Source organism: Parasedimentitalea nitratireducens (assembly GCF_057444295.1).
This window is the reverse complement of sequence record NZ_JBYAXC010000002.1, coordinates 496,097-513,706: the sequence shown is the minus strand read 5'-3', so window position 1 is coordinate 513,706 and position 17,610 is coordinate 496,097. Positions and strand designations below refer to the sequence as shown.

Below are 17,610 nucleotides of genomic sequence, written 5' to 3'. Positions count from 1 at the left end.
TCTTATACTGTAAACCCAAGGCGCCTAAACGCCCTGAATTATACTGTTCTTAGCGGAACAACTGCATCATCGAAGATGGCGCGCTGTTGGCGATCGACAGCGACTGAACAGCCAGCTGCTGCTGTGTCTGCAGAGCTTTCAGGCGAGCCGATGCTTCTTCCATGTTGGTGTCAGTCATAGCGCTGATACCAGTTTTCATGGCGTCGGTCAGTTTCGAAACAAATTCACCCTGATCCGAAAGACGGGCCGAGTCAGCACCCAGCTGAGTAGCACCATCGATGGCTGTGGTCAGGAAGGCTTCGATTTCACCCAAAGCAGTCGCGGCAGTTGCACTGTCTGTGATGGCTGTCAGGTTGGACGCCAGGTCAACGTTGGCCTCAAAATCAACGGTTGCAACGCTGATTTCAGTCGCTGTTGGAGTACCTGTTGGGCCAACACGGTCAAGCGAGGCCAGAACACCTACGCTGGTTGCACCAGCACCATCAACGTCGGTTGCCAGCAGGTTCGCACCGTTGAACTGAGCAGCGCCGATGATGGCAGCAACCTGTTCACTTTTCTTAGTGATGTCGTCCTGGATCTTGGCGTGGTCAACGTTCTCGGACTGAGCGGAAACGATCAGTTCTTTGATTTCAGTCAGTTTTTCAACGATCTGCTCGGCACCGGCTGAGGCAACAGAAACAGTCGCTTCACCTACGGCCAGGCTTTCAGAGATGGCTTCAAAGCCTGCAACATCAGATTCCATAGTCTTGGAAATTGCCCATACGGCGGCGTTGTCGCTGGCCGAGCCAACTTTTTTACCGGTTGCGATCTGGTTTTGTGTATCACCCAGGTCGTTGTTTACCGACTGAAGAGTCTGCAGTGCAACCATTGCGCCGTTGTTTGTCAGAATGCTGGTCATGTCATAACTTCCTTGTTTGCGTAGGCTCCCCCACGCAGTTTCGGCCTTTAGTGGCCTTAAAAATGCCGTTCTGACTTATGCGAATAGTTGTTTTGCACTTACCCAACCTATTATCGGTTGGTTGCATTTCCACTCAACTTATTTGCGCCACCCCACCCAGAGTGCACATTCATATTTGGGCGTTAAGTGTTAACAGGACCCTAATTGCGGCTGTTCAGCTTCTTAAAGAACTGTGAAAAATTGATCTTCATCTTCTGGGAACCCGTATTTTCCCGGAAAAGCTGTTGAAATGTGGCGGATTAGTATCCCCAGACTTGTCAAATAGATTTTTAATTTCAATGGCTTGATATGATTTGGTGTGAGTTTGCCTGTGTCGGCATTGTGTCCGAAATAGGGCACTTGGGGTTTTCTGCATTGGTTTGAAACCCTAACAAAAGCTCCACTTTCAATTCGAAAACCTGGAGATGGCCTTGCAAATGGGGGTTTTTCGTAAGGAATCAGCAATTTTGACAAACGCATTGTTACTTCATGACGTGTTGCCGGGCGTTTCATCACACTCTCTAGTTGAAGTGTGGATCGAACTTTTAGGGAAAAGCAACGCCGTCGTCGCCCTCTACCCATTGAGGGTACTTTGACATGATCGCGGCAAAGCGGTCCGAAATTAGGAAGTTCTCGAGCCAAGCCTGCAGGTTCGGCCAGTGCTGCGCATCGAACCAAGCTTTGTCGATGAATGCAAACTGTCGAACAAAGGGCAGAATGGCATAATCGGCAATAGCCGGAGCCTCAAAAATCCAGGTATCAATCTGCTGATCCAGTTCGCTCAGAAACGCACTAGCCAGATTGCGCTGCTCCGATGCATCGATCTCTGGATACCGGCTAGCATACTTAGTGCGGTCTAATGCGCTTTTGAATGGGCCGTCTGCGCGTTCGATCCAATTCCAGCCTTCAGCGGGCATATCCAGCCAACCCTCGGGGTCGGATTGGCGCAGGGCCCATGTCATGACGTCCAGGCTTTCGTCGATTACACCATCCGTTGAAACCAAACATGGCACCGTCGCACTGGGTGAGACATCAAGAAACGCCGCAGGTTTGTCGCGCAGCACCACCTCGCGCAGTTCAACCTGATGACCAGACGAGGCCAGCGCCAGTCGTGCCCGCATGGCATAGGGACATCGGCGAAAGGAATAGAGTGTGGAGGTCATTGTCAGTGCCTTGTCGTACAGTCACCGGACAATATAACCCGCCACTGGATCCCGCAAGACTATGTAGAGCTGATCATCTCGGCCGGGGCAGAGAAGGGCGCCTTACGAGCAACAGACTGCACCATATAGTTGCCGACATCACTTCTGCTGATTTTTGAGGACAGTCGGTAGCGGTCAACAGTTTTGGTCTCGCCGGTCGGTTCACCGTCGACCAGAGTGACTGGGCGAAGGGCTAGGCTATCCAGCCCACTGTCTTTATATACCTGCTCCATCTTGGCCAGATCACGATAGGCAACGGAAATATTGCTGGATCGGATCATAAACCGCATCACCGGGCTAATATGGGGCCAACTGTCCGCAACGCCAGCCGCGCTGATTGACACTACCCGTTTGACGCCGTGCGCCTTCATCGCGGCGACGATGTTCTTGGCGCTTTGTTCGGCTAGATCGATAGGCGAAACCACAGGTGACCAGGGATTTGTGGCGGACTTTCGTTTTATACCCAAACAGGACAATACAGCGTCCTGCCCCTGCATCGCGCGTTCTACCGTGTCTGCATCCATCACCTCTCCGTGCATGATCTCTACGCCGTCAGGTAATTCTGCCTTGGAACCGGGCCGTATAAGGGCGCGTACATTATATCCCTGCGCAAGGGCAGATTTGGCAGCCCATTGGCCGCAGTTTCCAGAGGCTCCGAAAATAACCAGATTTTGTGTAGTCATTGTATTGGTCCTTGGTCAGTATCCATAAGACGCAAAGCTGCGTCTGTTTCATGACCCAAATAGGTTCGCTGTGTGCGTATGGGAATTGCCAAGGATTGCACTTCTGGCATACAAAAATGCATGGAATGGAAATCTGTCTCTTTCGACTGGAATCAAATACGTGCTTTCTTGGCTACCGTGGATGAAGGCTCATTCTCGGCCGCGGCCCGCGTACTTGGGCTGACGCAGCCAACTCTGGGCCGACAAATTGCGGCGCTTGAGACGGATTTGGGTGTGTTGCTGTTTGAGCGTGGCGCGCGACGGATGGATCTGACCCAAGCGGGGTTGGAGCTGGTAGACCAAGCCCGTGCTATGCTGCAGGCTGCGGGGCAGATCTCGCTGACCGCGTCTGGTCAATCGCAAGTGGTCGAAGGTGAAGTGTGCATCACCGCAACCGAAGTCATGATGGCCTATCTTCTTCCGCCCGTTATCGAGAAGCTAAGACAGCAGGTGCCAGACGTTGAAATAAGACTGGTGGCGGAAAATGATGTCAGCGATTTGATTGGACGCGAGGCGGATATTGCTATTCGTCACGTGCAGCCTGAACAGCCTGACCTGATTGCAAAGAAACTTGGGCAAACGCAGGCGCGGCTTTATGCGGCCTCTACCTATCTGGATCGGATCGGGCGACCCGATGTCGATCAGGATCTAACCGGCGTGGATTTCATCGGGCAGGATCATTACCTGCGATCTGTACGAGTCCTGACAGGGCGTGGCCTACATTTGACACGGGCGAACTACAAAATGATTTGCAGCAGCAGTGTTACATTATGGGAAATGGTCAAAGCTGGCTTGGGCCTTGCGGTCATGACCGACGATGTGGGGCAAAGCACTGAAGGTGTCGAACCGGTGTTCCCCGATATGGAGCCGTTTGATGTGCCGGTTTGGTTGGTGACCCATCGCGAGCTACACAGCAGTCGACGTATCAGAATGGTCTTTGACTTGCTGGTCGAGCATTTCTCAGAAAACAGGACTTACCGTTAAAAAGGCCGCGCTGATGCACGGCCTTTCTTGTCTCTGTCTGTTTAGATCACAGATCGATCTTGAACCGCGCAAAGCCCTCGGGGCCTTCGCCAGCAGGCGCGATCTTCATGCCCTCAACGCTGTCGACATAATCATTTGCCTTGGGCCCAGTATCAAACAACACCGAGGTGCCGGGCAGGGGGGCAAAGGACCAGTTGGAATCGGCGCGTGGGCTGATGGTACCGTTTTCAACAATATAGCGCACAATCACGTCGCGGTTGGTGTCGGGGCCTTCGAACACGATGGTATCACCCATGGCACCCGGGAACTTGCCACCGCCGCTGGCGCGATAGTTGTTGGTGGCGATGATGAACTGAGCGTCCAGATCCAGTGGTTCCCCATTATACATCAGGTTCACAATCCGGTTGGCGCTGTCATCACCAGGTTCACCCTTGGGGCCAAACTTCGACGGCTGCGATAGGTCGATCTGGTAGGTCACCCCGTCGATCACATCAAAGTTGTAGCTTGGGAAGGATGGGTTCAGCAGCACCTGATCGCCTTTGCCAACTTCAACCTGATTAAAGATCCCAGCCGAACGCTCCAGCCAGTCTTTGACCTGTTGGCCCGACACTAGAACCGCACGCGCTGTATTTGGGTAGAGGTACAGATCTGCGACGTTCTTGATCGCCACATCGCCCTTGGGCACGTCGGTGTAATACTCGGGTCCGCCTCGGCCACCTGCCTTGAACGGAGCCGCGGCCGATAGAATGGGCAGGCCTTCGTATTCGGTGCCCTTCAGCATCTCGCCTATGTACCATTGCTGGGCCTTGGACACGATCTGCACCGAAGGATCATCCGCCACCAGCGCAAAATAGCTGTGCAGCGGCGCGTCTGTTTTACCCACCGCGCGGCGCACATAAGCCAGCGTCTCTTCATGCTCGGTTGCCACAGCTGCAAGAACCGCAGCATCATCTTCAACCAAAGCTGTGTAGCTGCGGTCTTCGTTGCGCTTGGAAATCGGACGAGCCTCAGAGCCATGCCCAACCACACGCCAGCCATTGCCATCACGCTCTAGCATCAGGTCAATCAGGCCCAGATGACTGCCCCAGAACCCGCCCATGGTGGCAGGTTTGCCGTGGATAGTGCCCTTGTCGGCGTCCACACCGGCAAAGTCAGCATATTTGGAGGAGGGGAACACAAGGTGGCTGTGTCCGGTCATGATGGCATCAATGCCCTCAACAGCTGCCAATGGAACCGAGGCATTCTCCATACCTTCTGTTTCATCCGCCGAACCAATACCCGAGTGGGACAGAGCGATGATGATATCAGCACCTTTCTCCTTCATCTCGGGGACATAGGCGCGGGCACATTCCAGAATGTCACGCGCCTGTACCTTGCCTTCCAGATGGCGGCGGTCCCAGTTCATTACCTGTGGTGGCACAAAACCAATCAGCCCGATCTTGATCGGATGAGCATTGCCAGCCCCATCTGTCAGCTCACGCTCGATCATCACGTAGGGTGGCAACAAGGTCTTGTCGTCACGCGGACCAGCACCGGTCTCGGTTGAGATATTGGCGCAGACCACCGGGTAGTTTGCCCCGGCCAGCGACTTCATCAGGAAATCGAGCCCGTAATTGAACTCGTGATTGCCCAGGGTCGAGGCCTCAAAGCCCAGCGTGTTCATCGCGGCGATTACCGGGTGCATGTCACCCTCTTTCATGCCGCGCTCATAGGCGATGTAGTCTCCCATCGGGTTACCCTGCAGAAAGTCACCATTGTCCAGCAGCAGCGAGTTGGTGGCCTCGGCGCGGATTTCTTTCACAATCGACGCGGTGCGGGCCAGACCAACAGTGTCCCGCGGTTTGTCGGCATAATAATCATACGGGAACACATGCACGTGCAGATCGGTGGTTTCCATCAGTCGCAGATGAACTTGGTTGGCGGCAGCCTGAACTGAAAACGGATGTAGCGCGATCAAGCCGGCAGATCCGGCCAAAAAGGACCGGCGGTCAAGGGTGATAGGCATGGTAAACTCCCAAAAAACGTTATCGTTATCGGATCACGATATCAGAAGATTAGCTGTTGCCTATGACATTCTTATTGCAGTGGATTGGAGCATCGCTGCGTAAGCACAAATTGGTCGTTCTGATGTGTTCAAGCGAATCTGACACAGCCGTGGAAAGTACGGGAAACAGTTCTCTCTGGGTTTCCTAAAAAGTGTGCTATGTCCGTGTCACAGTTTTTTCAGGAGACACGTTATGTCAAAGAAGTTGTTGGCAGAATTTATTGGTACTTTCTGGCTTGTACTGGGCGGCTGTGGCAGCGCAGTGCTGGCGGCAGGTGTTGCGGATGTTGGTATCGGTTGGCTGGGTGTCAGCCTGGCGTTTGGCCTGACGGTGCTGACCATGGCCTATACCGTTGGTCATATATCCGGTGGCCACTTCAATCCTGCGGTTTCGCTTGGCCTGATGGTTGGGGGGCGTTTCGAGGCAAAGAATCTGTTGCCCTATTGGGGGGCACAGCTTGGTGGCGCCATCGCCGCCTCGGTTATACTCTACCTTATCGTCTCAGACGGAGCCGGATTTAGCGGCGTCGGGGGATTTGCGTCAAATGGCTATGGTGAAGCTTCACCGCAGGGCTATGGCATGACAGCCGCACTGGTGACCGAGGTTGTCATGACTGCGGCATTCCTGATCATTATCTTAGGCGCCACATCTGCCGGGGCACCGGCGGGGTTTGCCCCTATTGCCATAGGCTTGGGCCTGACACTGATCCATCTGATTTCGATCCCTGTCACCAATACCTCGGTGAACCCAGCACGCTCAACCGGTGTGGCCTTGTTTGCAGACGGGCCTGCCTTGGCGCAGCTTTGGTTGTTCTGGCTGGCGCCATTGGCAGGCGCAGTGCTGGGGGCGGTAATCTGGAAACTTCTCAGCCCGGAAGACTAAGAAAATTGGCGCAGCGAACAGGCTGCGCCAACTATCAATTTACCAATCCGGTTTCTTTCAGCATGCCGCGTTTTTTGGCCTCGTGCCAGTAGCCGCGCGAATAGTGTTTGACCGCCATGTCCTGGCTGCCATCAGAGATTAGCCAGGCTCCACGCAGGTATTTTACGGCAAATTCCAGGTTGGTATTGGCATCCAACAGGTCCTTGGGCTGACCTTTGAACCCCATGGAGCGGGCTGTTGCTGGCAGGATTTGCAACAATCCATAATAGGGCCGATTAATCGCCCATGGCCTGTGCGTGCTTTCGCGAATGGCCAAGCGATGGACCAGTGCACGTGGCACCTCGTAGTGGTCTGCCCAATGGTTGATCTGCGCACGCAGTTCCGGCGTTTCATTGGGGTGGAGCGGCGGATTGAACTCTTCTTCTGTCGGGCCAGCATGTCCACCACTGCAGGCGGCAATAAGAATGGGCAGGGCGGTTAGGCCCAATACTGTTCGGCGTCTCATCTCTGTCCCCCTAGGTCCAAATTTGATGCTAAATTAGCGGACCATTTGACGGGGGTAAAATGCATAGGACAAAAGCCGCCGACGAGGCCGTTGAGTCATCGTTGGCACCTGTGGCGTCAGCCAACCACCGGATGACCGGCATTTTGCATGCATTGCACCAGATACTCGCGCTGTGCCTGCTTGACCTGAGCATCCCCCACGGCCGCACCTGCAATTGTGCCCAGCACCGCGCCAATAGCGGCATCATCCCGGCTTTCGGTGGCGCCAATCACTGCACCGCCAACACCACCAACAACCGCGCTGGTCTGGACATGCCCCTGGCCAACCTGGGCCGCCCGCGCACGGCATTGGTTTTCGTCAGAGTCGTAGTTTGCACCGGGTGGACCGCTCAGCTGAAGCGGCGCCTCTACCGGAACCGTGTCACAGCCGACCAAGATAAACATCGCTGCGGTGAGTGTCAGAAACTTGCCTGCCATTGTCCGTATCCTTTGCCAAACTGTTCAATCAATAGCGCAAAGGTAGGGTGCAAGGTGCTGTTAGACCAGTAATTACACAGAAAAAGGCCGCCCAAACTGGACGGCCTTTCCCTAATTTGTAGCTCGAAAGAGAAGCGTTTAGACTTCTTCTTCGTCCGCAGCAGGGGCTGCTGGAGCGTCGTCGTCATCGTCCGAAGCAGCCGAACCGATGTCGTCAAACAGTTCGGAAATTTCGAACTCAGCAGCAGCTTCTTCTTCTGCAGCCAGTTCCTGGATCGACTTGCCCGATGCCTGCAGTTCGGCTTCTTCAACCGAACGCGCAACGTTCATTTCGATAGTAACCGAAACTTCTGGGTGCAGGTTCACAGCAACAGCATGCAGACCAAGGTCTTTGATCGGATGGATCAAAGCAATCTGCTTTTTGTCGACCGAGAAACCTTCGGCGGTGGCAGCGTCAGCGGCGTCACGTGGGGTGACAGAACCGTACAGAGCGCCGGCATCGGATGCCGAACGAATCACAACGAACTGCTGGCCAGCCAGCTTTTCGCCCAGTGCTTCTGCTTCTGCTTTGGTTTCCAGGTTGCGCGCTTCAAGCTGCGCTTTCTGGTTTTCAAAGCTGGCAATGTTGGCTGCCGAAGCAGTCAAGCCTTTGCCCTGAGGCAGCAGGAAGTTACGTGCGTAGCCTGGTTTGACGTCAACAACGTCGCCCATCTGGCCCAGTTTCGCAACGCGCTCAAGAAGGATAACTTTCATGTCAGTGTCTCCTTACTTAACAGCGTATGGCAGCAGGGCGAGAAAACGCGCGCGCTTGATAGCACGAGACAGTTCACGCTGCTTTTTTGCCGACACTGCGGTGATCCGCGAAGGAACAATTTTGCCGCGCTCAGAGATGTAGCGCTGCAGCAGACGGGTGTCTTTGTAGTCGATCGCCGGTGCATTGTCGCCCGAGAATGGGCAAACTTTACGACGACGGAAAAATGGTTTTGCGGCCATGGTTTAGCGTCCTTTTCCTAAGCAGCGATCAACGGCGCTCGCGACGAGTGTCGCGTTCGTCACGTTTCTGCATCTGGACCGAAGGGCCCTCTTTGTGCTCGTCCATCTTGATGGTCAGAACACGCATAACGTCGTCATGCAGACGCATCAGGCGCTCCATTTCCTGAACAGCTGGTGCAGGTGCATCAGTGCGCAGGAAGGCATAGTGGCCCTTGCGGTTTTTGTTGATCTTGTAGGCCATCGTTTTGACGCCCCAGTACTCACTGTCGACCAGCGTTCCGCCGTTGTCGGACAGTACAGCACCGAAATGTTCGATGAGACCTTCTGCTTGCGTGTTGGACAGGTCCTGACGCGCAATCATTACATGCTCATATAGTGGCATGTGAGCTCCTGTTATATTCAAGGCGCATTTCAAAGGTAGGGCGGTTGGCCTTCCGCTGCCCCACCACGAGAGTCTGCGCGGATCGAAATCGTTGCGGAAGGAAGCCCCCATATACAGCCTTTGACCAAAAGGGCAAGCCGCCTGATGGACCGGTAAGCACCTGTGTTTCCAGGATGGCAACATTACGCGCCTTTGCCCGGCATTTTCCACGGCGCTGCCCAATTGCGGTCGTATTGTTCCGGTTAACAGGGGTTAACAACACGTTAACACCGCCGACAAGGCGATGTCAGAGGAAGGGCAGATCCAATGACCATGACAGAGACTATTCCGACACAGGGCAAGCGCCTGGCACCAACACGCGGGCTTTATGCAATGGCAGAGGCGCTTCCGCTGGTTCTGAGCTTTCGGCCGAACTGGCAGCTGCGTTCAATAGTATTGCGAGTGATCGGGGCGGCGATGGTTCTCAGCTCCACCGGGATCTGGGTCTTGCCCGGCGCGACCTATGACCCTGAAATGGGTCTCATCAAAATCGGGATCTCGGTGTTCTTCCTGTTTGCCGGTATCGCATTGATGATGGTCAATGACCCCGACAGCCACCCAGACGCCTACTTTGACCCAATCCGCCGCGAACTTCGTGTTCTCCAGCGGTCGGGCAACGGGCGCCCACGTACGGTTCTGCGCCGTGGATATGACAGCCTTGGCAGTGTGCGGTTCAAAGACCGCGCGGTAGAACTGTTCGAAATTGACGGCTCGCTACTGATCCGCTTGCCACTCAGCAAGGGATCAACCCGCCAACTCTTGCGTGAACAACTCAGCGGCGTTGTACCAATCCTGAGCTAAGCCTCACAAAATTGCACATCAAAGACACCCAGTCCCCCCGTGACTGGGTGTTTTCGTTCGCAGACTCACAGAATATGTTAGAAATTGCTGACTTTCTTTTTTGACACACATAACCACATCTTTGGCACATAAAATGTTTATCGGAGCCCGCCTTATGAAAAAGACCCTGATCGCCGCCGCCCTGGCCACCACTGCCGCCACCGCTGCCTTTGCGACCCCTGAGAAATACGTGCTGGATGCCAGCCACAGCCAAATCCTGTTCAGCTACAACCACCTTGGGTTCTCGACCACTTGGGGTCTGTTTTCAGGGTTCGAAGGCGACGTGATGTTTGACCAGGCAAACCCAGCGGGGTCCAGCGTGTCGGTTTCGATGCCAGTGAAGTCCATGTTCACCGGTTGGGAAGAGCGCTTTGGACACTTCATGTCACAGGACTTTTTTGGTGCAACTGACAGTGACATGGTCAGCTTCACCTCCACCGGTATCGAAGTCACTGGCGAGGCAACGGCCAACATCACTGGTGATCTGACCATCAACGGCACCACCAAGCCTGTGATTCTTGCAGCTGTGCTTAATCAGACAGGTGACCACCCAATGGCGGGCAAGCCTTGGGCTGGTTTTGATGCCACCGCTACTGTTCTGCGGTCCGATTACAATCTGGGCAAATTCGCGCCCTTCGTCAGCGACGAGGTCGAAATCCAAATCTCAATCGAGGCGATGAAGGCCGACTAAGGCTTTTCTCTCAATCACATAACTGAGAGCGAGCACCTCCGGCCATATGTTGGTCGGAGGTTTTGCTTTATATGGTGCTCTACCTTGGCGCCTCGGCTTTCCTTTGGGCGAATTGGTGCCAGCTTGTACCTTGTAAATTGTTTAAACCGGAGCCTTTATCTCATGAAAACAACTTTGATTGCTGCCACGCTGGGTGCCCTTGCTGTAACCTCGGCCAATGCCGAACCGGTGAAATACGTGTTGGATTCTGGGCACAGCCAGATCCTCTTTAGCTACAATCACCTCGGATACTCGACTTCACATGGCATGTTTGCTGGGTTCGAAGGCGAGGTGATGTTTGACCAAGAGAACCCGGCCGGATCCAGTGTTTCGGTATCCATGCCTGCTCAATCCATGTTCACCGGCTGGCAAGAGCGGTTCGATCACTTCATGTCGCAGGACTTCTTTGGTGCTGATGAGAACGAGATGATCACTTTTACATCCACAGGTATCGAAATCACCGGCGAGACAACGGCATTGATTACGGGTGACCTGACACTGAATGGTGTGACCAGGCCGGTTGTGTTGGACGCCAAGCTTAATCAGGCCGGTGACCACCCTATGGCGGGTAAACCCTGGGCTGGTTTTGATGCTACGGCCTCGATCCTGCGCTCGCAGTTTGAATTGGGGAAATTCGCACCGTTTGTTGGCGATGAAGTCGCAATCCAGATTTCCATCGAGGCAATGAAGGCGGAGTGAACCAATTCGCAAGTGAAAGTGCGGCAGTTAGCAGTCAAGCGTAGCTGCCGCCCAGCGCTACATTGAGCTGAACAAAGTCCACCGCAAAATTGCGCCGGTCCAGCGCCAGCGCGTTTTCGTTAGAGAGCTGTGAACGTTCCGCGTCTGACACTTGCAAGAAACCGATATCTCCGGCGACATAACCTTGTCGCGCCAGCTGCAAAACTTCTCGTTTCGCCTCAAGCGATTCCAGGGTCGCCGCAACAGCTTCGCGGTGAAACTTCAAGCTCACCAAAGCGTTTTGTACTTCCTCTACGGCCTCAACGACTTTTTCTTTCCATTCTAACAGCAACTCAGACGCACGGGCCTGCTGGGCGGCGAGCTTGGCTTGACGCTCGGGTATATCAAACAGTGGAACATCTAGACCAACCCGGAAGAACCCTGCTGTGGGAAGCCATTCGCTGCCGGAATAATTGATGTTCAAATTGCCGGTCAACTGCAGGCGGGGGTACAGTTCTGCCTCGGCCACACCGGCCAATGCCACTGCCTCGGCCAACCGGTTTTCGGCAAACAGGATGTCCGGCCGATTGCGCAGCAGGTCAGCAGGAATACCAACCTTCAGCGCAGAGGTATTAGGCTCAGGTTGCGGTGCCTTTCTGTCGAGCCCGCTGCGCGGGCGCTCCCAGGCTTGCCCTAGCAATGCTCCAATCCGTGAAACGGATTTGAAAAACAGGATTGTGGATTCGGGTAGCTCAGCCTTGGCAGTGGCCACCAGTGATCGCGCCTGAGCGACATCCAGATCGGTGACAGCTTCCTGCGCCGAGCTGTCTTGGTTGTTTCTCGCTGTTAGTGTGGCGTTCAGCGTTTCTTCGCGCGACGTGACAACCCGTTGATTGACCCGGATCAATTCCTGGTAAAACCGAAGATCGATATAGGCCGTGACAAGCTCTCCCAGCAATGTTGTGCGGGCAACATTGGCATCGGCGTAAGAAGAGGCCAGTCGGTACGACGCCGCTTCTCGCTCTCGTTTCAATTGCCCGTACAAGTCTGCATGCCAGCTTGCCTCGGCGCGCACGAAACCACTGTCGCTGCGCCCGTCTGTTCCGCCCCCCGTGGCTTTGCCCTCACCAATACGAGACACACCAGACACTGGATAGCCGGCTCCACCAAGAATGGCGCGGGATTGTTCAATACGCGCGACGGCTTTTCTAATGTCCAGATTCTGCGCCAACCCCATAGTGACGAGCCGATCCAGCGCCGGATCATTGAATTTTTTCCACCATTCTGCCGCACCGCGTGATTGTGCTTCGGTCTCGCGCGTGTGGAAGAACAGGTCGGGAAGATCGGTGGTTGGGCGTTCGAAATCCTGCCCCACCGTGCAACCAGCCCCCAGTGCAACAGTTGCTCCAAGGCCAGACAGCAGTGTCCGGCGGCTTAGCGTCTCAGAGGTGTTACTTTTTAATACGCTCAACGGGTACTTGGCCTCGGTAAGGGTGTTTCCGAGTTACCTTAGGACTTTTGGAGTACTTTTGAAGCACCAAGCGGCTCTGCCCAAGACCCCGTAACTTACTGTGACCGTTGTGCCGCGAGGCTAATTGCAATCACCACATCAAAGCCCAGCGAGGTTTCATCTGGCAGGCTGCGGCCAATGTCAAAATCCTGTCGGTTCAACGTGACGGTCCCAGTCATCTTGGCGTGTTCGCCCAACAGCTCTAGCGAAAAAGGCAGAATGATTGGTACAACCTTGTCGCGGATCGTCAGCGTTCCCACCGCCTGATAGTCACTCTCCAACTTTTCCAGCGAGGCTTTGAAGACTGCCGTAGGGTAGGCGGCACTGTCAAAATAGTCGGCCCCCATAGCCTGTGCAGTCACTGTTCCAAGGCTAAGCGACGGGATGGCGATTGTGACCTCGACATCACCGGCCGGGCCGGGTGACGCAGGTTCTGCAAAGTTGATGGCAGCGGTCCACTCGGAAAATGAACCAGCAACCTGACCGCCCATCTGAGTGATCTCAAGGCCAAGGGTCCCCTCAGTGACCTCCCAGCCCGAGGCCACTTCGGCCAACTCTACCTCTGTAGTGGCTCCAACGTGTGGGCGGTAGGCGCCAATGGCCGCACCACCCGCCAACACTGCACCAAAGGCCACAATAGCAACAAGTGCAGGCATCAGGCTATGAGACTGAGCAGGAGGGCGCGCTGCCTCTGGGGTTCCTGGCAGCATGCGACGCAGAGTGGCATCGCGATCAATGATCTGGTGTTTCAGCGCCCCTGCAATATGCAAGGCCAGCGTGCCTGCCAGCGTCCAGACAAAGACCCAGTGAAGGCCCGCAAATATCGCGGCCACAGCATCAGACTTAGGCACCAAAGGCAAATTTTGACCAAACGGCCACCAGATTGGCGCATAGCCAACAGTCGCCGCATGGTGGATCCAGCCCGATAGCGGCACCAGTACCAAGGAACCATACAGCAGCCAATGCACGGTTTCAGCAGCCAACGCCTCGGGTTTGTTGTCTGGGTGCAAAAGCCCGGGTTTTTTCTGGCTTATGGTCCATAGAATACGCGCAAGGGCCACAAAGAACGTTGTTACCCCAACAGTCTTGTGCAGCGAAAACAGCTGTGTCGCCTGATCAATCGTGGCTTGCGCGCCGTCAAAATTCGGCCCGGCAATCTGATGCGCCAGGTCGTTGGCAAAATACCCCAGCGGAAAGGCCGAGAAGATCAGTAGGGCGGTCAGCCAGTGAAACGTCTTGGCAATGCTGCCGTAGCTGGAAAAGGTATTGCTGCGTGACACGGGGCCTGGTCCTTTGCTTGGGTCCTGTGCAGTCAACCTAACAATCCGCTCCTTGGTTGCAACGCTCCTCGCTGTCAGCCGACGCACAGGATTGGTGCGCAGATGTAGGCTTTGCTTGTACGTTACGTCACAGAAAGCTAAACCACCAGAAATGACAGATTATATGAGGTCCTGATGACTATCGCATTTGTTTTCCCTGGACAGGGCGCGCAGACCATCGGCATGGGCAAGGAACTGGCCGATGCCTATCCCGCCGCCAAAGCCGTGTTTGATGAAGTGGACGCAGCCCTGGGCGAAAGCCTCAGCTCCCTGATCTGGGAGGGCGACATCGAGACCCTGACCCTGACCCAAAACGCTCAGCCCGCACTGATGGCCACCTCGATGGCCGCCATGCGCGCTCTTGAGGCCGAAGGTGTTTCCATCGACAAAGCCGCGTTTGTGGCCGGTCACAGCCTGGGTGAATACTCGGCTTTGGCCGCATCCGGTGCGATTTCCGTGGCTGACACAGCCCGCCTGCTGCGCACCCGTGGCCAGGCCATGCAAAGCGCCGTGCCTGTTGGTGTTGGCGCAATGGCAGCCCTGCTGGGGTTGGACTTTGAAACTGTGAAAGAGGTTGCCGCTGAAGCTGCCGCCGAAGGCGAAGTTGTGCAGGCCGCCAACGACAACGACCCAACTCAGGTTGTGGTCTCGGGCCACAAAGCAGCAGTTGAGCGTGCCGCTGAAATCGCCAAAGGCCGTGGTGCCAAGCGGGCGGTGATGCTGCCGGTCAGCGCCCCGTTCCATTGTGCCTTGATGCAGCCCGCCGCTGATGTGATGGCCGAGGCGCTGGCCGCTGTAGAAGTTAAATCACCAGCGGTGCCTTTGATCGCAAACGTTCGTGCCGATGTTGTAACCGATCCCGCCGAAATCCGCGCCTTGCTGGTCGAGCAGGTCACCGGTTCGGTGCGCTGGCGCGAAAGCGTGCAGGTCATGGCCGCCAAAGGCGTGACCGAGTTCTGGGAAATTGGTGCAGGCAAGGCGCTGTCGGGTATGATCCGCAAGATCGACCGCAGCCTGACCAGCCGTCAGGTTGGCACGTCAGATAACGCCAAGGCTGCGGCTGAAGCCTGAGCCGGAATTTTCAAAAATTCCGGTCCGTTTTTTGCGCAGAAAACTGCGACTACGGACCGGTTCTGCCAAAAAGGAAAATATATGTTTGATTTGACTGGTAAAAACGCCCTGATCACCGGCGCATCTGGTGGCATCGGCGGCGACATTGCGCGGGCTATGCACGCCGCAGGCGCAACCGTTGTGCTGTCCGGCACCCGTGAAGAGCCGCTGCAAGCGCTGGCCGCTGAACTGGGTGAACGCGCCCATGTGCTGACCTGTAACCTGTCCGACAAGGATTCGGTTGAAGCGCTGCCCAAGGCCGCAGTCGAAGCCATGGGTTCAGTTGACATCCTGGTCAACAACGCCGGCATCACCCGTGATAACCTGTTCATGCGGATGAAGGATGACGAATGGGATAGCGTTCTGAACGTCAACCTGACCTCGACCATGCGCCTGTGCCGTGGCGTGTTGCGCGGCATGATGAAGGCGCGCTGGGGCCGCATCATCAACATCTCATCCATTGTTGGTGCCACCGGTAATCCGGGGCAGGGCAACTATGCCGCGTCCAAGGCTGGCATGGTCGGCATGTCCAAATCGCTTGCCTATGAAGTTGCCAATCGTGGCATCACCGTCAACGCTGTTGCGCCGGGTTTCATTGCCACTGCAATGACCGACAAGCTGAACGACACACAGAAAGACGCCATTCTCACCCAGATTCCGGCCGGTCGTATGGGGGATTCGAAAGAAATCGCCGCTGCGGTGCTGTATCTCGCCAGTGCCGAGGCTGCCTATGTCACCGGCACAACCCTGCATGTGAATGGCGGCATGGCGATGCTCTAAGCCTGTTGAACAGGCACTGCACAAAATAATATTGGATTGCCCAATAAATTCAGGGCACTCCTTGTAAGGGCGCCTTGATAAACCTATCTGGGTCGCCTGACGCCTGTAAATGGTAAGCAAAGCAAGCAAGTGACCAAGCGAAATCGTTTGCCTCTGCTGTTAGCTGTGCTATAGGCGGCGCATATTCGCTGCAGTGGCTTCCCTTGCGGAACCATTCGGCACCCCGCTAGTCGGGATCGAACCGCCCGGACAGGGCAAATTATGTCCACCCGAGCGGGCAAGGATAAAACCGGGCAAATAGAGCCCCGAATAGACGAGGAATTGACATGAGCGACGTCGCAGACCGCGTAAAAAAGATCGTTGTAGAGCACCTGGGTGTTGAAGAAGACAAAGTGACCGAAAACGCTTCGTTCATCGACGATCTGGGCGCAGACAGCCTGGACACTGTTGAGCTGGTTATGGCTTTCGAAGAAGAGTTCGGCATCGAGATCCCTGACGACGCTGCTGAGACCATTCAGTCCTTCGGCGACGCAGTGAAGTTCATCACTGAAGCTTCCTAAGTTTCCCAATCGCACTTTGCGATTGATCAAAACGGCGCTTTCCACATGGAAGGCGCCGTTTTTGTTTGCGGGTTATCGGTAAATTCAAAGCAGGCTCAGATTCTGGCGGCAGGGTGTGCTATCATTATCCTGTCAATGTAACTGGAGGCTGCCAATTATGATGATCTACCCAACTATGGAATTGCAGAACGGTCATTGTGTGACCCTGGACAAGGGGCGGTTGGACGAACCGATGCTGTGGCACGTAGACCCAGTGCAAACCGCCTGTGAGTTTGCATCGGCAGGTGCCGAGTGGATGCATGTCACCGACTTCAATGCGGTTGAGGGCAATGGTGACAATGCTGATTTGATCGAAGAGATTATCCGAACTGCTGGCGTTCCCGTGCAACTGGGCGGCGGTATGCGTAGTCGCGAACATATCGAACATTGGATTGAAAAAGGGGCAGGGCGCATCGTTGTCGGAACCCTGGCCGCCCGTGACCCGCAACTGGTTGAAGAGTTGGCCCGCCATCATCCAGATCAGATCGTTCTGGCCGTTGATATCTGGCAGGGGCAGGTGATGACCGATGGGTGGCGTCAGTCCGGAGCATTTACCCCCGAATCCTTCATTCAGGCCTTTGGCGATACGCCCTTTGCTGGCATCATCATCACCGATATCGACAGCGACATGTCTGATGTCGAGGCTCAGCTGGGCCTGATCGCAGGGTTGGCCGAAACCGCCAGTGCGCCAGTCATAGCCAGCGGTATTGTCCGCAAGGCAGATGATATCTCGCGATTGAAGTATATCGGCTCGATCTCTGGGGCATTGGTAGGGCGCGCGCTGTTCCGCAAAACCCTGACAGTGGAGCAAGCATTGGCCACAGCCTTGCCAGAACCCGAACCCGTTGCAGAACTGCTCTGATCAGGGCAAGCGTTG

At 55.3% G+C, this 17,610-nt stretch carries 21 protein-coding genes; 9 read left to right on the top strand and 12 right to left on the bottom strand.

The window, feature by feature from the left end; genetic code table 11:
• Positions 1-49: 49 nt before the first annotated feature.
• The 4 genes from AC2T28_RS08180 to AC2T28_RS08165 form a co-directional block, all read right to left on the bottom strand.
• The gene (locus AC2T28_RS08180) at positions 50-898 is read right to left on the bottom strand and encodes a flagellin N-terminal helical domain-containing protein (protein ID WP_486748482.1); all 849 of its coding nucleotides are present in this window, start codon (positions 896-898) and stop codon (positions 50-52) included.
• Positions 899-1,120: 222 nt separating this feature from the next.
• The gene (locus tag AC2T28_RS08175) at positions 1,121-1,450 is read right to left on the bottom strand and encodes a hypothetical protein (RefSeq protein WP_486748481.1); all 330 of its coding nucleotides are present in this window, start codon (positions 1,448-1,450) and stop codon (positions 1,121-1,123) included.
• A gap of 32 nt (positions 1,451-1,482) precedes the next feature.
• The gene (locus tag AC2T28_RS08170) at positions 1,483-2,100 is read right to left on the bottom strand and encodes a glutathione S-transferase (protein ID WP_486748480.1); all 618 of its coding nucleotides are present in this window, start codon (positions 2,098-2,100) and stop codon (positions 1,483-1,485) included.
• 59 nt (positions 2,101-2,159) lie between these two features.
• Positions 2,160-2,822, bottom strand: coding sequence for an NAD(P)-dependent oxidoreductase (locus tag AC2T28_RS08165; protein WP_486748479.1), 663 nt, complete (start codon positions 2,820-2,822; stop codon positions 2,160-2,162).
• Between the two features lie 120 nt (positions 2,823-2,942).
• Here AC2T28_RS08165 and AC2T28_RS08160 point away from each other — a divergent pair, with 120 nt between their 5' ends.
• The gene (locus AC2T28_RS08160; protein ID WP_486748478.1) at positions 2,943-3,845 is read left to right on the top strand and encodes a LysR family transcriptional regulator; all 903 of its coding nucleotides are present in this window, start codon (positions 2,943-2,945) and stop codon (positions 3,843-3,845) included.
• Between the two features lie 46 nt (positions 3,846-3,891).
• Here AC2T28_RS08160 and AC2T28_RS08155 read toward each other — a convergent pair whose 3' ends face one another.
• On the bottom strand, positions 3,892-5,850 hold the full coding sequence (locus AC2T28_RS08155; RefSeq protein WP_486748477.1) for a bifunctional 2',3'-cyclic-nucleotide 2'-phosphodiesterase/3'-nucleotidase: 1,959 nt from the start codon (positions 5,848-5,850) through the stop codon (positions 3,892-3,894).
• 232 nt (positions 5,851-6,082) lie between these two features.
• Here AC2T28_RS08155 and aqpZ point away from each other — a divergent pair, with 232 nt between their 5' ends.
• Complete coding sequence (aqpZ, locus tag AC2T28_RS08150; RefSeq protein ID WP_486748476.1) at positions 6,083-6,772, top strand: aquaporin Z; 690 nt, start codon at positions 6,083-6,085, stop codon at positions 6,770-6,772.
• Positions 6,773-6,806: 34 nt separating this feature from the next.
• On the opposite strand, the gene AC2T28_RS08145 is transcribed toward aqpZ, so the two are convergent.
• The 5 genes from AC2T28_RS08145 to rpsF all read right to left on the bottom strand — a co-directional run bounded on the left by AC2T28_RS08145 (position 6,807) and on the right by rpsF (position 9,128).
• Positions 6,807-7,277 (bottom strand): transglycosylase SLT domain-containing protein, encoded by a 471-nt coding sequence (locus AC2T28_RS08145; protein WP_486748475.1) that lies wholly within the window; start codon positions 7,275-7,277, stop codon positions 6,807-6,809.
• A gap of 116 nt (positions 7,278-7,393) precedes the next feature.
• A complete protein-coding gene (locus tag AC2T28_RS08140) occupies positions 7,394-7,753 on the bottom strand; it encodes a hypothetical protein (RefSeq protein WP_486748474.1) in 360 nt (119 codons plus the stop codon).
• Positions 7,754-7,891: 138 nt separating this feature from the next.
• The gene (rplI, locus tag AC2T28_RS08135) at positions 7,892-8,506 is read right to left on the bottom strand and encodes a 50S ribosomal protein L9 (RefSeq protein ID WP_486748473.1); all 615 of its coding nucleotides are present in this window, start codon (positions 8,504-8,506) and stop codon (positions 7,892-7,894) included.
• Positions 8,507-8,518: 12 nt separating this feature from the next.
• Entirely contained in the window at positions 8,519-8,746 is a 228-nt protein-coding gene (rpsR, locus tag AC2T28_RS08130; RefSeq protein WP_138165171.1) for a 30S ribosomal protein S18, read from the bottom strand.
• A gap of 28 nt (positions 8,747-8,774) precedes the next feature.
• Positions 8,775-9,128, bottom strand: coding sequence for a 30S ribosomal protein S6 (rpsF, locus tag AC2T28_RS08125; protein ID WP_486748472.1), 354 nt, complete (start codon positions 9,126-9,128; stop codon positions 8,775-8,777).
• Positions 9,129-9,434: 306 nt separating this feature from the next.
• Here rpsF and AC2T28_RS08120 point away from each other — a divergent pair, with 306 nt between their 5' ends.
• The 3 genes from AC2T28_RS08120 to AC2T28_RS08110 all read left to right on the top strand — a co-directional run bounded on the left by AC2T28_RS08120 (position 9,435) and on the right by AC2T28_RS08110 (position 11,436).
• On the top strand, positions 9,435-9,968 hold the full coding sequence (locus AC2T28_RS08120) for a hypothetical protein (protein ID WP_486748471.1): 534 nt from the start codon (positions 9,435-9,437) through the stop codon (positions 9,966-9,968).
• 154 nt (positions 9,969-10,122) lie between these two features.
• Positions 10,123-10,698, top strand: a complete 576-nt coding sequence (locus tag AC2T28_RS08115) for a YceI family protein (protein WP_486748470.1) — start codon at positions 10,123-10,125, stop codon at positions 10,696-10,698.
• A gap of 162 nt (positions 10,699-10,860) precedes the next feature.
• Positions 10,861-11,436, top strand: coding sequence for a YceI family protein (locus AC2T28_RS08110; protein WP_486748469.1), 576 nt, complete (start codon positions 10,861-10,863; stop codon positions 11,434-11,436).
• Positions 11,437-11,470: 34 nt separating this feature from the next.
• On the opposite strand, the gene AC2T28_RS08105 is transcribed toward AC2T28_RS08110, so the two are convergent.
• Complete coding sequence (locus AC2T28_RS08105) at positions 11,471-12,886, bottom strand: efflux transporter outer membrane subunit (RefSeq protein WP_486748468.1); 1,416 nt, start codon at positions 12,884-12,886, stop codon at positions 11,471-11,473.
• A gap of 95 nt (positions 12,887-12,981) precedes the next feature.
• A complete protein-coding gene (locus tag AC2T28_RS08100; protein ID WP_486748467.1) occupies positions 12,982-14,205 on the bottom strand; it encodes a cytochrome b/b6 domain-containing protein in 1,224 nt (407 codons plus the stop codon).
• A 174-nt stretch (positions 14,206-14,379) separates the two neighbouring features.
• Between AC2T28_RS08100 and fabD the strand changes: the two genes are divergently transcribed.
• The 4 genes from fabD to AC2T28_RS08080 all read left to right on the top strand — a co-directional run bounded on the left by fabD (position 14,380) and on the right by AC2T28_RS08080 (position 17,595).
• The gene (gene fabD / locus AC2T28_RS08095; protein ID WP_486748466.1) at positions 14,380-15,315 is read left to right on the top strand and encodes an ACP S-malonyltransferase; all 936 of its coding nucleotides are present in this window, start codon (positions 14,380-14,382) and stop codon (positions 15,313-15,315) included.
• An 81-nt stretch (positions 15,316-15,396) separates the two neighbouring features.
• Positions 15,397-16,134: a 3-oxoacyl-[acyl-carrier-protein] reductase gene (fabG, locus tag AC2T28_RS08090; protein ID WP_486748465.1), complete on the top strand. Its 738-nt coding sequence runs from the start codon at positions 15,397-15,399 to the stop codon at positions 16,132-16,134.
• A gap of 326 nt (positions 16,135-16,460) precedes the next feature.
• Positions 16,461-16,694 (top strand): acyl carrier protein, encoded by a 234-nt coding sequence (locus AC2T28_RS08085; protein ID WP_108800206.1) that lies wholly within the window; start codon positions 16,461-16,463, stop codon positions 16,692-16,694.
• A 157-nt stretch (positions 16,695-16,851) separates the two neighbouring features.
• A complete protein-coding gene (locus AC2T28_RS08080; RefSeq protein ID WP_486748464.1) occupies positions 16,852-17,595 on the top strand; it encodes a 1-(5-phosphoribosyl)-5-[(5-phosphoribosylamino)methylideneamino]imidazole-4-carboxamide isomerase in 744 nt (247 codons plus the stop codon).
• Positions 17,596-17,610 lie beyond the last annotated feature (15 nt).

Excerpts from the sequence above, each read along its gene's own strand:
- AC2T28_RS08180 (WP_486748482.1), bottom strand. The coding sequence starts at position 898 with ATGACCAGCATTCTGACAAACAACGGCGCAATGGTTGCACTGCAGACT.
- AC2T28_RS08175 (WP_486748481.1), bottom strand. The coding sequence starts at position 1,450 with ATGAAACGCCCGGCAACACGTCATGAAGTAACAATGCGTTTGTCAAAA.
- AC2T28_RS08170 (WP_486748480.1), bottom strand. The coding sequence starts at position 2,100 with ATGACCTCCACACTCTATTCCTTTCGCCGATGTCCCTATGCCATGCGG.
- AC2T28_RS08165 (WP_486748479.1), bottom strand. The coding sequence starts at position 2,822 with ATGACTACACAAAATCTGGTTATTTTCGGAGCCTCTGGAAACTGCGGC.
- AC2T28_RS08160 (WP_486748478.1), top strand. The coding sequence starts at position 2,943 with ATGGAATGGAAATCTGTCTCTTTCGACTGGAATCAAATACGTGCTTTC.
- AC2T28_RS08155 (WP_486748477.1), bottom strand. The coding sequence starts at position 5,850 with ATGCCTATCACCCTTGACCGCCGGTCCTTTTTGGCCGGATCTGCCGGC.
- aqpZ (WP_486748476.1), top strand. The coding sequence starts at position 6,083 with ATGTCAAAGAAGTTGTTGGCAGAATTTATTGGTACTTTCTGGCTTGTA.
- AC2T28_RS08145 (WP_486748475.1), bottom strand. The coding sequence starts at position 7,277 with ATGAGACGCCGAACAGTATTGGGCCTAACCGCCCTGCCCATTCTTATT.
- AC2T28_RS08140 (WP_486748474.1), bottom strand. The coding sequence starts at position 7,753 with ATGGCAGGCAAGTTTCTGACACTCACCGCAGCGATGTTTATCTTGGTC.
- rplI (WP_486748473.1), bottom strand. The coding sequence starts at position 8,506 with ATGAAAGTTATCCTTCTTGAGCGCGTTGCGAAACTGGGCCAGATGGGC.
- rpsR (WP_138165171.1), bottom strand. The coding sequence starts at position 8,746 with ATGGCCGCAAAACCATTTTTCCGTCGTCGTAAAGTTTGCCCATTCTCG.
- rpsF (WP_486748472.1), bottom strand. The coding sequence starts at position 9,128 with ATGCCACTATATGAGCATGTAATGATTGCGCGTCAGGACCTGTCCAAC.
- AC2T28_RS08120 (WP_486748471.1), top strand. The coding sequence starts at position 9,435 with ATGACCATGACAGAGACTATTCCGACACAGGGCAAGCGCCTGGCACCA.
- AC2T28_RS08115 (WP_486748470.1), top strand. The coding sequence starts at position 10,123 with ATGAAAAAGACCCTGATCGCCGCCGCCCTGGCCACCACTGCCGCCACC.
- AC2T28_RS08110 (WP_486748469.1), top strand. The coding sequence starts at position 10,861 with ATGAAAACAACTTTGATTGCTGCCACGCTGGGTGCCCTTGCTGTAACC.
- fabD (WP_486748466.1), top strand. The coding sequence starts at position 14,380 with ATGACTATCGCATTTGTTTTCCCTGGACAGGGCGCGCAGACCATCGGC.
- fabG (WP_486748465.1), top strand. The coding sequence starts at position 15,397 with ATGTTTGATTTGACTGGTAAAAACGCCCTGATCACCGGCGCATCTGGT.
- AC2T28_RS08085 (WP_108800206.1), top strand. The coding sequence starts at position 16,461 with ATGAGCGACGTCGCAGACCGCGTAAAAAAGATCGTTGTAGAGCACCTG.
- AC2T28_RS08080 (WP_486748464.1), top strand. The coding sequence starts at position 16,852 with ATGATGATCTACCCAACTATGGAATTGCAGAACGGTCATTGTGTGACC.